This window comes from Undibacterium sp. Ji50W (assembly GCF_049340445.1).
In the GTDB taxonomy this organism is placed as follows: Bacteria; Pseudomonadota; Gammaproteobacteria; order Burkholderiales; family Burkholderiaceae_D; genus Undibacterium.
Genome location: NZ_JBMPOX010000003.1, coordinates 24857 through 38222, shown reverse-complemented (window position 1 = coordinate 38222; position 13366 = coordinate 24857). Strand labels below are relative to the sequence as shown.

11 protein-coding genes and 1 tRNA gene are annotated in these 13366 nt (G+C 51.1%); 8 read left to right on the top strand and 4 right to left on the bottom strand.

The genetic code is table 11. The features are described 5' to 3' along the window. Nucleotides 1-16 precede the first annotated feature (16 nt). The 7 genes from ACO0K9_RS07125 (at nucleotide 17) to ACO0K9_RS07095 (ending at nucleotide 7768) form a co-directional block, all read left to right on the top strand. On the top strand, nucleotides 17-781 hold the full coding sequence (locus ACO0K9_RS07125) for a cytochrome c1 (protein ID WP_422983244.1): 765 nt from the start codon (nucleotides 17-19) through the stop codon (nucleotides 779-781). A gap of 149 nt (nucleotides 782-930) precedes the next feature. Further along, nucleotides 931-1542 carry a glutathione S-transferase N-terminal domain-containing protein gene (locus tag ACO0K9_RS07120; protein ID WP_110256517.1) on the top strand — a complete coding sequence of 204 codons (612 nt, stop codon included), beginning with the start codon at nucleotides 931-933 and terminating at the stop codon, nucleotides 1540-1542. A gap of 285 nt (nucleotides 1543-1827) precedes the next feature. Continuing rightward, a complete protein-coding gene (locus ACO0K9_RS07115; RefSeq protein WP_422983242.1) occupies nucleotides 1828-2316 on the top strand; it encodes a ClpXP protease specificity-enhancing factor in 489 nt (162 codons plus the stop codon). A gap of 58 nt (nucleotides 2317-2374) precedes the next feature. Continuing rightward, nucleotides 2375-2450 (top strand) — tRNA-Thr (locus ACO0K9_RS07110). Nucleotides 2451-2854: 404 nt separating this feature from the next. Next, nucleotides 2855-4852, top strand: coding sequence for a sensor histidine kinase (locus tag ACO0K9_RS07105; RefSeq protein ID WP_422983240.1), 1998 nt, complete (start codon nucleotides 2855-2857; stop codon nucleotides 4850-4852). After that, nucleotides 4845-5285 (top strand): response regulator, encoded by a 441-nt coding sequence (locus ACO0K9_RS07100; protein WP_422983238.1) that lies wholly within the window; start codon nucleotides 4845-4847, stop codon nucleotides 5283-5285. The genes ACO0K9_RS07105 and ACO0K9_RS07100 overlap by 8 nt, the downstream gene beginning before the upstream one ends. Nucleotides 5286-5560: 275 nt before the next feature. Then, nucleotides 5561-7768, top strand: a complete 2208-nt coding sequence (locus tag ACO0K9_RS07095) for a S9 family peptidase (protein WP_422983236.1) — start codon at nucleotides 5561-5563, stop codon at nucleotides 7766-7768. A 141-nt stretch (nucleotides 7769-7909) separates the two neighbouring features. Here ACO0K9_RS07095 and ACO0K9_RS07090 read toward each other — a convergent pair whose 3' ends face one another. Together ACO0K9_RS07090 and grxD are read right to left on the bottom strand one after the other, a co-directional pair. Further along, nucleotides 7910-8503, bottom strand: a complete 594-nt coding sequence (locus ACO0K9_RS07090) for a UbiX family flavin prenyltransferase (RefSeq protein WP_422983234.1) — start codon at nucleotides 8501-8503, stop codon at nucleotides 7910-7912. 7 nt (nucleotides 8504-8510) lie between these two features. Beyond that, nucleotides 8511-8822 (bottom strand): Grx4 family monothiol glutaredoxin, encoded by a 312-nt coding sequence (grxD, locus tag ACO0K9_RS07085; RefSeq protein WP_186947667.1) that lies wholly within the window; start codon nucleotides 8820-8822, stop codon nucleotides 8511-8513. A gap of 266 nt (nucleotides 8823-9088) precedes the next feature. Between grxD and ACO0K9_RS07080 the strand changes: the two genes are divergently transcribed. Then, nucleotides 9089-10951 carry a sigma-54-dependent Fis family transcriptional regulator gene (locus tag ACO0K9_RS07080; protein WP_422983799.1) on the top strand — a complete coding sequence of 621 codons (1863 nt, stop codon included), beginning with the start codon at nucleotides 9089-9091 and terminating at the stop codon, nucleotides 10949-10951. Here ACO0K9_RS07080 and ACO0K9_RS07075 read toward each other — a convergent pair whose 3' ends face one another. Both ACO0K9_RS07075 and adh read right to left on the bottom strand, forming a co-directional pair. Continuing rightward, nucleotides 10952-11341: a DUF779 domain-containing protein gene (locus ACO0K9_RS07075; protein WP_422983232.1), complete on the bottom strand. Its 390-nt coding sequence runs from the start codon at nucleotides 11339-11341 to the stop codon at nucleotides 10952-10954. Between the two features lie 314 nt (nucleotides 11342-11655). Continuing rightward, entirely contained in the window at nucleotides 11656-13176 is a 1521-nt protein-coding gene (adh, locus tag ACO0K9_RS07070) for an aldehyde dehydrogenase (RefSeq protein WP_422983230.1), read from the bottom strand. Nucleotides 13177-13366: the final 190 nt, after the last annotated feature.

Here is a 13366-nt window from a genome sequence, read left to right as displayed (position 1 = left end):
GCGAGGAAGAATAAGCATGAAATTACTTAAAAAACTGATCGCTGTATTGGCTTTTGCACCTGCATTGGCATTGGCAAATAGCGGTACTTTCCCACTGGATCACGCTCCTGACCGCTCTACCGATATGGCAGCGCTACAAAACGGCGCAAAATTGTTTGTCAATTACTGCCTGAATTGCCATTCTGCATCTGCGATGCGTTACAACCGTTTGAAAGATATCGGTTTGACTGATGACCAGGTCAGGCAAAACCTCTTGTTCACCGGTGAAAAAGTCGGTGACCTGATGAAGACCACCCTGGCAGCAAAAGATGCCAAGGCGTGGTTCGGCGCGGTGCCACCTGACCTGTCCGTGATTGCCCGTGCCAAGGCATCCGAAGCAGGTTCCGGTGCTGACTGGATTTACACTTATCTGCGTACTTACTACAAAGATGAATCCCGTCCAACCGGCTGGAACAATATGGTATTCCCCAACGTCGGCATGCCGCACGTACTGTGGGAATTGCAAGGCACGCGCACGGTCAAAATGGTAGAAGAAAAAGACGCGCATGATGAATCCAAAACCGTTCATAGATTCGACGGTTTTGAAACAGTCAAGCCAGGTACCATGACTTCTCTCGAGTATGACAATGCGGTGGGCGACCTGGTCGCTTACCTGCAATGGATGGGCGAGCCTGCACAAAGCACACGCAAACGTCTGGGCGTTTGGGTATTGCTGTTCATGGCGAGTTTGGCCACACTGGCATGGCGCTTGAATGCGTCCTACTGGAAAGAAGTCAAATAAATGTAATGTTCCCGGTTGGCGCTGCTTACAGTGCGAGCCGGGGATTTTTGAGATCGTCCGTTTTTCTCCGTCGTAAATGGACGTGTAATCCCTGGGGTGAGGTGCGCAAAACTGGCTCCTCGCCCTGATCGTTTCTAAGGAACTATAAAATGATGGTTCTCTACTCGGGCACAACTTGCCCATTTTCCCAACGTTGCCGCCTGGTTCTGTTTGAAAAAGGCATGGATTTTGAAATCCGCGATGTTGATCTGTTTAATAAACCGGAAGATATCTCGACCATGAATCCTTATGGTCAGGTACCGATTCTGGTTGAGCGTGAATTGATATTGTATGAATCCAATATCATCAACGAATACATCGATGAACGTTTTCCGCATCCGCAACTGATGCCGGCAGACCCGCTGCAACGTGCACGTGCCCGCCTGATGTTGTTCAATTTCGAAAAAGAATTGTTCATCCACGTCCATACCCTGGAAAACGACAAGAACACCGCGTCGGCCAAGGTACAGGACAAGGCACGCGCAGAAATCCGCGATCGCCTGACGCAGCTTGCCCCTTTGTTCGTCAAGAACAAATACATGCTGGGTGATGAATTCTCCATGCTGGACGTGGCCGTTGCTCCCTTGTTGTGGCGCCTCGATCACTACGGTATAGAATTGTCGAAAACAGCAGCACCGCTGATGAAATATGCAGAACGCATCTTCTCTCGTCCTGCCTATATCGAAGCACTGACGCCTTCTGAAAAGGTCATGCGTCGTTAAGAACCTGTTGACGATCTTACTGTGCGAGCGCAATCGGAGTCCACGGGGGGCTCATGTGCTGCTCAAAATGCTCATGTACTTTAGTACATTCTGCTTTTTGCGCTGCGCTAAGTTACTCTGACCCCGCTGATGCACGCACGCAGGCTCGCTACAGATCGTCAACAGGTTCTAAGAGCGCTGGCTGTAGCAGATAGGGGATAACAAGGCTGATGCGCTACGTCAGCCTTGTTGTTTTTCGACTCCGCGCCTATTCTTGAAATACAATTTCCGTCTGATGGTATAGCCATGCAAGAAATACCCACCAAGCCTTATTTTATGCGTGCCATTTATGAATGGTGTACCGACAATGGCTACACTCCGTATATGGCAGTCAAAGTGAATCATGCCGCACGCGTCCCCATGGAATTTGTACGCAATGGCGAGATTGTCCTCAACATCAGCTTCGGTGCCACCAGTGGTCTGAAGATGGATAATGATGCCGTCGCCTTCAAAGCCAGATTTGGTGGCGTTTCGCGCGAAATCCATGTGCCAGTCGAAAACGTCATGGCAGTGTATGCCAGTGAAAATGGCCAGGGGATGGCATTTGAAGTCGATCTCGGCGAAGCGAGCGCGGCCCCTGCAGCCGATGAGACGGCAGCAGAACCCGTCAAACCTGTCATCGGTCTGGCGGCAGTGAACAGCAAGCCAACACCGGTGGAAGCTACGGCGCCACAAGCGGAAGTAAAAAAACCTGAAAAAAAATCAGAAAAGCCCTCGCTAAAAATAATAAAGTAGCCTATAATCTTGGTCTTCGGGAATGCAACGGAAACGAAGCAAAAACGAAAACAGTTTCGCCGACTTAGCTCATTTGGTAGAGCAGTTGACTTGTAATCATCAGGTGGCCAGTTCGATTCCGGCAGTCGGCACCAAATTAAAAACCCATCGTTAGCAATAGCGATGGGTTTTTTCTTTTCCCCTTCTTTGTTGCAAAATCCCTTGTAGTTTTCAGGCAGGTCAGTCGTCTTTCCAGATTTTATCTGCCTTGCATTGAGCGCGAATCCTGTTCGTAGCTAGCAACAGCATTTATTCGAAGAAAGTCCCTTCGCCTTGACAGGCAAATAATCAAATCAATAATTGCTGGCAAAACGGAGTTTTTCTGATATTCTCATTTTGTCAATTGTTGAAATTACCATGATTGACAGATATTAATGCACTAAGATCGCAAACAGGTTCTAAAACTTGATGCAAGTCTGGAGCAGCTTGCCTGAATCTGATCCTGAAGTGGCATGTGTTTGAATAGGCATCAAACTTTGACCGTAAGGAGAACCGGACTATGAAGCGTCTTGTCACTCAACCGGGATTGATCGGGCTAGGCTTGATTGCGCTCGGTGCAGAGACGATGATAGGCTGGGTGACACGGCAGCCACTGTGGGTTCTGCTGTTCCCCAGCAGTACGGTCATGGTGTTTTCTACTGCATTCTGTTTTTTTTGTGCAGGCATTGCATTTGTGCTGCCTATGTTTCGCGCGGCACATACCGCACTGATACGTAATTTGGCGGGCATCACCATTGTGTTGATTGGTGGGGTGATGTTGCTGGAGAACGTGCTGTCCATCGGTACGGGCCTGGATATGCCCGACCTGCATCGCTGGTTTGACGATGCCAACCCCTACCCGGGTCGCATGGCACCCAATACCGCGCTGGCATTCATGGCGGGTGGCGTTGGCTTGCTGTACAGAGAGGGGTTTCTTTACCTGAAGCCGCGCATGCTGGCGGCCATCATGCTGACCATCAGTTTGCTGGGCATGGTGGGATATGCATTGTTGCTGGATCTTGCCTATACCTGGTATGGGTTTCCGCGCATGGCTTTTTCAACCGGCCTGGGTATGAGCCTGTTTGCCTGTACGCTGCTACTGGAAAGAGCGAAAGCCGATGGTGCAGCCAAAAAAGAATCGAATATCTACCTGTTCCTGGGTGTTGCAATCACGGTGCTGATCAGCACCATGTTTGTTTCTTATGGTAGCCTGCGGGCACTGGATGCGCGTACCAATTGGGTGGATCACACTTATCAGGTCAGGCTGTTTGCAGATGAAGTGATCAGTACTTTGCAGCAGGCCAGGCGCGCCGGCGATCAACATGAATTCAAGGCCATCACTGCGGCAATGGACGACAAACTACTTGAGTTGCAACGCCTTAGCAAAGACAATCCCACGCAGCAAAACAGGTTGACGCAATTACGTCAGGTATTGCAAAAGCACCTGGATGCTGCGCAGCGGATTTTGCCGGAAGAATCCAGCGATGCGAATGGTTCCAGGCTGGATGTGGAATTTAAACCTTTGATACTGATGATGAATCAGTTTGCAAATGCAGAGAGTCTTTTGCTGGTACAAAGAAAACAGGATTCCATACAAAGTACGTCCAGCACGATTTCCATTATTGTGATCGGTAATCTGCTCGGTTTCGCGATTTTGCTGTTCACTTTCTGGCTGCTAAAAAATCAGAATGATCAGCGCAATGTGCTGGAACTGGCTTTGCAACAATCGAATACTGAACTTGAAAGCAAGGTCGAAGAAAGAACCCGGGCACAGGCCCTGCTGAATGACGAACTGCAAGAACTGAATCAGACGCTGGAAGCAAGGATTGCAGAGCGCACCGCCGATCTGGAGAGCTTCACTTATTCGATCTCGCATGATTTACGCGCACCTTTGCGCGCCATTGATGGCTTTGGCCGCATGCTGGAAGAAGACTATGCCGCCACCCTGGACAAGAGCGCAGCACGTTACCTTGCAGTCATACGTAGCAATAGTCAGCGCATGGGTAATCTGATTGATGACTTGTTGGCCTTTTCAAGGCTGGGTCGCCAGGATGTCGTCAAATTTCAGATCGATATGGCAGTGCTGGTGCAGGAAGTCATTAACGACGCCGTACAGAACTTGCCCGATCCGCCAGAGATACAAGTGCAGGCCTTGCCGTCGGCATTCGCCGACCGTAGCCTGATGAAGCAAGCCTGGGTGAACCTGGTGTCCAATGCGATCAAGTACAGCAGAAAAAAAGAGCAGCCACGTATAGAGATCAGCGGCAGTGCAGAGGATGGTGTGCTCAGGTACATGATCATGGATAACGGTGCCGGTTTTAATATGGAATACTATGACAAGTTGTTTGGTGTGTTTCAGCGCCTGCATCATGTCGATGAATTCAGTGGTACCGGTGTAGGTCTTGCCATCGTACATCGCATTGTCAGCCGGCACGGTGGACGTATCTGGGCGGAATCCGTCGTCGATGAAGGAGCCACTTTCTTTTTCACCTTGCCTATGGGAGAGCACAATGGATGAACTGGAAGCAATAGAGATTTTGCTGGTTGAAGACAGTGAAGAAGACGCAGAATTGACCATGCGTGCACTGAAAAAGAATAACCTGGGTAACAAGCTGGTCTGGGTCAGGGATGGCGTGGCTGCGTTGAATTTTATTTTTAACACTGGTGAATACGCAGGCCGTAACAAGGGCGATCCCAGGCTGATTTTGTTGGACATCAAAATGCCGAAAATGGATGGTGTCGAGGTGCTCAGGCAGCTCAAGGCCGATGACCGCAGCAAGACTATCCCGGTAGTGATGCTGACGTCGTCAGCAGAAGGCCGGGATGTGACGGAATGTTATAAGCTGGGCGTGAATAGCTACCTGATCAAGCCGGTTGATTTCGATGCCTTCATGAGCGTCGTTGCACAGGCGGGTCTGTATTGGACAGTGATGAACAAGGTGCCTAAATAAAAACTGTTTTCCCTGCCAGGGACAAGACCAGCTTGCCGCATCCGCCCGGTAATCGATCGCATAGCACCTGTTTGCATGATCGACTGATCGTGCGATTTCACACTATTTTTCTTCATATTCTGGCTGTGCAGGAACTGTATTCCCGTGACTGCAGTCATAATTCCCTGGCAAGACGAGAACTCATTTCACACCGCGTGGTGAAATCAGTCCACATCCTGCTTCATGCCCTGGCATGGAATCATCTAATTTTCCTATATTAATGGGTGAGAAATGTTATGAAGTTGCGTAATGTATATCGTAAGGCGAGCGTGTTGTGTCTTTGTCTGGCGAGTATGGCGGCCATGGCTGCCAGCCAGGTACAGGCACAAGAGGGGATGTTGAGTCTGGAGATGCTGTATCACCCGACAAAAAAAGAAAAATTTGATACCAGGCCGCTCACCCGCCTGGCATGGGATGCGCAAAACCGGCTGATAGAAACCCAGAGTGTCAATGGTGTTGTCCAGCAGCTGGTGGTCGATCCTGTCACCTGGGAAAAACAGGCTTTGCCGGTGGATGGCAATATCCTGGCCATGATGACGGCGGCCGGTATCCCGGAACCTGAAGCCAAAGCCCAGGTGGACAAGTTGACGCCACTGATCAAGCCTGAACTGAAGTCTTATCTGTTTACTTACAAGAATGATGTATGGTTGCTCGATCTACAACAGGGCAAAGTCAGGGAACTGACCCACACACCTGATGTGGCAGAAGATGAAGCCCTGCTATCCCCCGATCTGCAATCGGTCGCTTACCTGAAAGGGAATGACCTGTATGTGACCAACGTCGCCAGTGCTACCGAAAAAAGGCTAACCACAGGCGGCAGTGAAACTGTGTTCAATGGCCGTCTTGACTGGGTGTACATGGAAGAAGTGTATGGTCGTGGCCCTCTGCGTGCTTTCTGGTGGGCACCCGATTCGCAAAAACTGGCTTACCTGAGTTTTGATGAAAGCCGGGTGCCGGTGTATACCCTCAGCGGTGACCATGTACAGCCGACCAGGACTGAGCGCGCCCGTTACCCCAAAGCTGGCGACCCCAATCCCGATGTCAGGCTGGGTGTCGTCGATATGGCCGGCAAAACCAGCTGGACTGAAAACCCGTACGCCGGCAAGGAAACCCTGATCGTGCAGGTAGGCTGGACACCAGACGGAAAATTGCTGGCATCCTGGCAAGACCGGGTGCAGACCTGGCTGGATTTGCGTTTGTATGACGCTCGATACCGTAGCACGCAATTGCTGCGTGAAAGCAGTCCGGCATGGACAGATCGTTTGCCACTGCCTCAGTTCTTGAAGGATGGCAGCTTTGTCTGGGAATCGGACCGTACGGGTCACCGGCATCTGTACAGGTATGACACACATTACCAGTTGAAGGGGGCCATCACGCAGGGTGAGTGGGATGTTCGTAGCATTTATGGGGTGGATGAAAACCGGGGCAGGGTATTGTTTGCCGCCAATGAACGCAATCCCATAGGCAACGATGTGTATGCCGTCAGCCTGGAGGGTGGCAAGCTGCAAAGACTGACGACAGAGCCAGGCACGCATATGGTGCACTGGAATACCGCCTATACGCACTTCATCGATAGCTGGAGCAGCCTGAAGCAGCCGCCAAGGCAAGCTGTCTTCAATGCCGAAGGCAGATCCCTGAAGCTGGTTGACGATGTCGGTATGTCAGAAAAAATGCAGGGCCTGAAGCTGGCTACCGTGACGCAACAGCAAATCAAATCGCGGGATGGTTTTTTGATGGAAAGCCTGTTATTCCTGCCGCCAGATTTTGATCCGAAGAAAAAATACCCTGTCTACCAGCATCTGTATGCTGGCCCCATGACACCGCAGGTTACAGACCGCTGGAACAACAATCTCTGGCATCACTTCCTGGCGCAACAGGGCTATGTGGTGTGGATACTGGATAACCGCAGTGCCAGCAACAAGGGCGCAGTCAGTGCCTGGCCGATATATAAGAAACTGGGTCAACTGGAATTGCAGGATCAACTGGATGGCCTGGACTGGCTGCGCCAGCAAGGCTGGGCAGACATGGACAGGATAGCTCTGAATGGCTGGAGTTACGGCGGCTATATGACCTCGTATGCGATGACCCACAGCAAGGCCTGGAAGATAGGTTTTGCCGGCGCGCCAGTCACTGATTATCGCCTGTATGACAGCATCTATACCGAGCGCTACATGGGTTTGCCGCAGGAAAATGCCGAGGGCTATGACAAAGGCAGTGTGTTGAAAGCAGCCAATAAGCTGAGCGGTAAAATCCTTATCATGCATGGCACAATGGACAACAATGTGCATCCGCAAAATACTATCATGCTGATCGATGAATTGATCAGGAATGGTAAGGACTACAGCCTGCAATTGTATCCAGGTGCAGGCCACAGCCCACGTGGTGACTGGATAATATGGTCGCTGCAAAAAGTCAAGTGGGAGTTTTTGAAGAACAATCTTTGATTGCTCATTTACCCCAATAAAAAACGGGACAGATTTATCATCTGTCCCGTTTTTCTATTTCTGTTTTTATTTAAGTACGCACACTTCAGGCCCTCGACTGTCGCATCCAGAAATACACCATTCACAGGCACTCTCAGCTTGCTAAGCGTTTTCTTTGATACCTTGCCAGCGCGGTGTCAGTTGATGTGGCAGGGCAAACATGTCAAGTACGCGACCGAGGGTGTGGTCGACCATCTCGTCTATGCTTTGTGGGCGGTGGTAAAAACCCGGCAGGGGTGGGAAGATGATGCCACCCATTTCGGTGACGGCAGTCATATTGCGCAAGTGGGCCAGATTGAAGGGTGTTTCGCGCACCATCAAGACCAGGCGGCGGCGTTCTTTCAAGACCACATCGGCCGCACGTGTGATCAGATTGTCAGACAAGCCGTGGGCCACGGCTGCCAGGGTCTTCATTGAGCAAGGGGCGATGACCATGCCATCCGATAAAAACGAACCGCTGGCAATACTGGCACCGACATCGCGCACATTGTGGACAACATCGGCCATGGCTTCGACATCCTTGCGTTTCATGTCCATTTCCTGATGCAGATTCAGTACGCCTGCTTCTGAAATCAGCAAATGACTTTCTACACCGGAAATATTACGCAAAACCTGCAATAGGCGCACGCCGTAGACAGCACCCGTAGCGCCAGTAATGGCAACAATCAGGCGCTTGGAGGCGGCAGGTGCAGTCATTCCTGTCTTAGTCTTTCAGCAGGGCTTGCAGTTCGCCGCTTTCAAACATTTCATTCATGATGTCAGAACCGCCAACAAATTCACCCTTGATATACAGTTGGGGAACCGTAGGCCAGTTGGAATAATCCTTGACGCCCTGACGTACTTCCGGGTCTTCCAGCACATTGATGGTGACCAGGTTTTCCACACCACTGGCTTTCAGTAATTGCACGGCACGGCCAGAGAAGCCGCATTGCGGGAACTGGGCCGTCCCTTTCATGAATAAAACGACAGGGTTTCCTGTGACGGTTTCTTTAATCCAGCTTTGTACGTCGCTCATGGCTATTTTCCTTTAATAACGAATCCTCCCATTATAGAGGAAAGCACAATTCAGTGTAGCTGACCTGGGTCAAGATGATGGGAGAAAGGAAGGACTAAAATCTGATTGGAGTTGCCGACATCAGATACCAATGGTGTTACATTAAGCCCTCAGAGCCAATAAAATCGGCCATGTTGCTGGAGACCCGTATGCACATACGTGATACAAGAATTTCATCAGGGCAAGTTTCTGACCTTGGCCTGATTTCTGCTTCATCTGCTCACATGATGATAGAACAGGCTCATGAACGTTCCGCCGCCTATGGCATACCGCGCACAGCTGCGCCGGATTACGGCCCTTTGGGCAAGACTGACCTGAAAGCGCTGCTGGAGCAAAACCAGGTCTTGCACCAGCATGCAGTGCCAGTCATGGAAACCCTGTATGAACAAATCATTAACACCCACAATATGGTCATATTGACGGATGTGAATGGGCTCATCATTCACACTCTGGGTGATGCCGATTTTCTGGAAAAAGCCGACAGAGTGGCACTTAGCCCCGGTGTGGCGTGGTCAGAACGTAGCAAAGGTACCAATGCCATCGGCACCGCCATTGCCGAGAAAACGCCAACAATAGTCCATGCAGATCAACATTACCTGGAAGCAAACAGCTTTCTGACCTGTTCTGCTGCCCCGATTTTTGATGTCATGGGCAATGTCATCGGCGTACTGGATGTGACCGGTGACCAGCATAATTTCCACAAACACACCATGGCGCTGGTGCGTATGTCGGCGCAGATGATAGAAAACCAATTATTTGCCTCATCTTTTCAGGATGCCATCAAACTGAGTTTCCATAGCCGCCCGGAATTTCTGGGTACGCTGATGGAAGGCATTGCCTGCTTTGACAGCGATGGCCGCTTTTTGTCGGCTAGCCGCAGTGGCTTGTTCCAACTGGGGTTGAGCTTGTCTGCCCTGCAGGCACATACCTTTTCGTCCCTGTTTGGCTTGCCGGTATCCGCCCTGCACGAGCATTACCGGACGGCTGCACCGGGTTTGCTGACGCTGTGCCTGCACAACGGTGTGCGCGTGTATGCCAAGAGCCAGAGCCTGAAGCGACAGTCTGCAGCCGCCCGCCATGTGCTTGACAATGCGCGTGAACCGCAGACAGCACAGGTAGCCGAAACCAGGCCCAAATTATCCAGCCTGCATTATCTGGATACGGGTGATGAACAAGTCGCCCGCGCCATCGATAAACTCAAGCGCGTCATAGGACGGGATATTTCCGTGCTGGTGACAGGTGAAACCGGTACCGGCAAGGAATTGCTGGCGCAGGCTGTGCACAATGACTCACCGCGCAAATCTGGTCCCTTTGTGGCAGTGAATTGCGCCTCGATACCGGAAACGCTGATTGAATCCGAATTATTCGGCTATGAAGATGGTGCCTTTACCGGTGCGCGCAAGAAGGGCAATATAGGCAAGATCTTGCAGGCGAATGGCGGCACACTGTTCCTTGATGAAATCGGCGACATGCCCCTGAACCTGCAAGCACGCTTGCTGCGTGTCTTGCAGGAACGCATGGTGACACCGCTGGGCAGCAGCAAATCCATCCCCGTCAATCTTGCCCTGATTTGCGCCACCAACCGTAACTTGCGCGAGATGATAGGCAAGGGCGAATTCCGTGATGACTTGTATTACCGTCTGAATGGACTGGTCGTGCGCCTGCCGCCCTTGCGTGAACGCTCTGATCTTGGCATCGTCATAGAGAAAGTGCTGGCGACAGAGAGCGAGGGGCGGCATTACAGAATTGCGCCCGCGGTCATGCAAGTCTTTCACGCCCATGGCTGGCCGGGTAACTTCCGTCAATTGACGAATTTGTTGCGCACGGCCATCGTCATGACGGATGCCGATATGGAAATCCGGCTGGAACATCTTCCTGAAGATTTTCTGGAGGACATGGAGGCGATCAGCGCGCCAGCGATCTCATCTGCAACGACCACCCAGCCGGCATCCAGCCTGGAAGTATTGGAAATGGATGCCATACAACAGGCTTTACAACTGCATCAGGGGAATGTTTCTGCCGCCGCCAAGGCATTGGGCGTGTCGCGCAATACAATTTATCGCAAACTGGCGGCTTTGAAGAGCGATTGATTACACTTGTGGACCGTGCAACACGGCAGTGCCCAGCAAATTATTTTCTTCATCTGTGAACAGACGTGATCGCGTCAGGAAGCGTTTGCCTGTGCCATTGTCGAGCGAAAACATGCCGCCCATGCCAGCCACCACATCAATGATCAATTGTGTGTGCCGCCAGTATTCAAACTGATCGCTACCCATGTAAAACGGCGTGCCATCCAGATCGCCCAGATACACATCGGCGTCACCGATGCCATATTCATTCCTGGCGTAACACAGTGGCGAACTGCCATCACAGCAACCACCCGACTGGAAAAATAATAGCGGACCGTATTTGTTTTGCAGCGCACTGATAAATTCCAGCGCAGCAGGTGTAGCGGTGACGCGGGCAGGTGCGTTGGTCATTTTTTTCTGTATCCTATGTTTTTTTTGTTACTTCATTTAACAAAAATCCAGATATAAATTCCCTCCCTTTCAAGGGGAGGGTTAGGGTGGGGATGGGTTTCAGTTGATGGGCCATTATTCCATTTTCTGAAGAACCCCATCCCCATCCCAACCATTCCACTGCGCCGCTTGCATGCGGCTTAGATATTTGTGGCGCAAAGCAATGCTTTGCGAATTCCCACAAATATCCCCTTGAAGGGGAAGGAGCTAAAATCCTGACGGTTTCCTGCTTTCCTCCGTGCCTCTGTGTTGAGAGGTCTTGAACTTAATGGTTACTAAAAGAACCCCATCGCATTCGGGTTATAGCTCACCAGCAGGTTTTTGGTCTGCTGATAGTGATCCAGCATCATCTTGTGGTTTTCACGACCTATGCCGGATTGTTTGTAACCACCAAAGGCCGCATGGGCTGGATACAGATGGTAGCAATTGGTCCAGACGCGGCCAGCTTCTATGGCGCGACCAACACGGAATGCGCGTGAGCCGTCGCGTGTCCACAAGCCAGAACCCAGACCGTACAAGGTATCGTTGGCAATCGAGAGTGCCTCTTCTTCATCCTTGAAGGTGGTGACCGACACCACTGGCCCAAAGATTTCTTCCTGGAAGATGCGCATCTTGTTATGACCCTGGAAGATCGTTGGCTTGACGTAATAACCCTTGGCCAGATCACCATCCAGCATATTTCTTTCACCACCCAGCAAGAGTTGTGCACCTTCCTGTTTGCCTATGTCCAGATAAGACAGGATTTTTTCCAGTTGTTCCTGCGATGCCTGCGCACCTATCATGGTCGTACTGTCGAGAGGGTTGCCCTGCTTGATGGCGGCGACACGCTTGATGGCTCTTGCCATGAATTGATCGTAAATGGATTCCTGTATCAACACGCGCGAAGGACAGGTACAGACTTCGCCCTGGTTCAACGCAAACATGGCAAAGCCTTCCAGGCATTTATCGAAGAAGGCATCATCATGATCCATGACATCGGCAAAGAAAATATTCGGCGATTTACCGCCCAGTTCCAAAGTCACCGGGATGATATTTTGCGACGCATATTGCATGATCAGACGACCGGTGCCGGTTTCACCTGTGAAGGCGATCTTGGCGATACGTTTGCTGCTCGCCAATGGCTTGCCAGCTTCCAGACCAAAGCCGTTGACGATATTCAAGACACCGGGCGGCAATAAATCCTTGATCAGGTCGATCAAGACCATGATGGAAGCGGGGGTTTGTTCTGCCGGTTTCAGGACAATGCAATTACCTGCGGCCAGTGCCGGTGCCACCTTCCAGACGGCCATCAGGATGGGGAAATTCCAGGGGATGATCTGGCCGACCACACCCAGAGGTTCATGGAAATGATAGGCATACGTCTGCTCATCAATTTGCGCAACCGAACCTTCTTGTGCACGTATGCAGCCAGCGAAATAGCGGAAGTGATCGATGGCCAACGGTATATCCGCCGCCATGGTTTCGCGTATGGGTTTGCCATTGTCTATGGTCTCTGCCGTTGCCAGCAGGCTCAGATTGGCTTCCATGCGGTCGGCGATTTTGTTGAGTATGTTGGAACGTTCCGCCAGCGAGGTCTTGCCCCAGGCTTTCTTGGCTGCATGGGCGGCATCCAGGGCCAGTTCCACATCTTCTGTCGTTGAACGCGCGACTTCGCAAAAAGCCTGGCCGATGACGGGGCTGATATTCTCAAAATATTCACCCTTGACCGGTGCTACAAATTTGCCACCGATAAAATTATCGTAGCGTTTAGCGAAAGGATTGCTGATACCCAGTTTGCTGATGTCTGCCATGTTCATGATGGTGATCTCCGTTGTTTGTTAGAGGGTGCGCATAGGTAATGCGACACATCGATAACAACGCAAACGGCGTGCCATGCTGGAGATGTTGAACTGGCGAAATAGTTGGGCGTAAAAGGCAGATGAATTCCCTCCCCTTGAAGGGGGAAGGAGCAAATATGGCAAAATATTCAGATAGGAGTAACTGTGT

What these genes read in the sequence shown, in the direction of transcription:
- ACO0K9_RS07125 (WP_422983244.1), top strand. Translation starts at nt 17, where the DNA reads ATGAAATTACTTAAAAAACTGATCGCTGTATTGGCTTTTGCACCTGCA.
- ACO0K9_RS07120 (WP_110256517.1), top strand. Translation starts at nt 931, where the DNA reads ATGATGGTTCTCTACTCGGGCACAACTTGCCCATTTTCCCAACGTTGC.
- ACO0K9_RS07115 (WP_422983242.1), top strand. Translation starts at nt 1,828, where the DNA reads ATGCAAGAAATACCCACCAAGCCTTATTTTATGCGTGCCATTTATGAA.
- ACO0K9_RS07105 (WP_422983240.1), top strand. Translation starts at nt 2,855, where the DNA reads ATGAAGCGTCTTGTCACTCAACCGGGATTGATCGGGCTAGGCTTGATT.
- ACO0K9_RS07100 (WP_422983238.1), top strand. Translation starts at nt 4,845, where the DNA reads ATGGATGAACTGGAAGCAATAGAGATTTTGCTGGTTGAAGACAGTGAA.
- ACO0K9_RS07095 (WP_422983236.1), top strand. Translation starts at nt 5,561, where the DNA reads ATGAAGTTGCGTAATGTATATCGTAAGGCGAGCGTGTTGTGTCTTTGT.
- ACO0K9_RS07090 (WP_422983234.1), bottom strand. Translation starts at nt 8,503, where the DNA reads ATGACTGCACCTGCCGCCTCCAAGCGCCTGATTGTTGCCATTACTGGC.
- grxD (WP_186947667.1), bottom strand. Translation starts at nt 8,822, where the DNA reads ATGAGCGACGTACAAAGCTGGATTAAAGAAACCGTCACAGGAAACCCT.
- ACO0K9_RS07080 (WP_422983799.1), top strand. Translation starts at nt 9,089, where the DNA reads ATGATAGAACAGGCTCATGAACGTTCCGCCGCCTATGGCATACCGCGC.
- ACO0K9_RS07075 (WP_422983232.1), bottom strand. Translation starts at nt 11,341, where the DNA reads ATGACCAACGCACCTGCCCGCGTCACCGCTACACCTGCTGCGCTGGAA.
- adh (WP_422983230.1), bottom strand. Translation starts at nt 13,176, where the DNA reads ATGAACATGGCAGACATCAGCAAACTGGGTATCAGCAATCCTTTCGCT.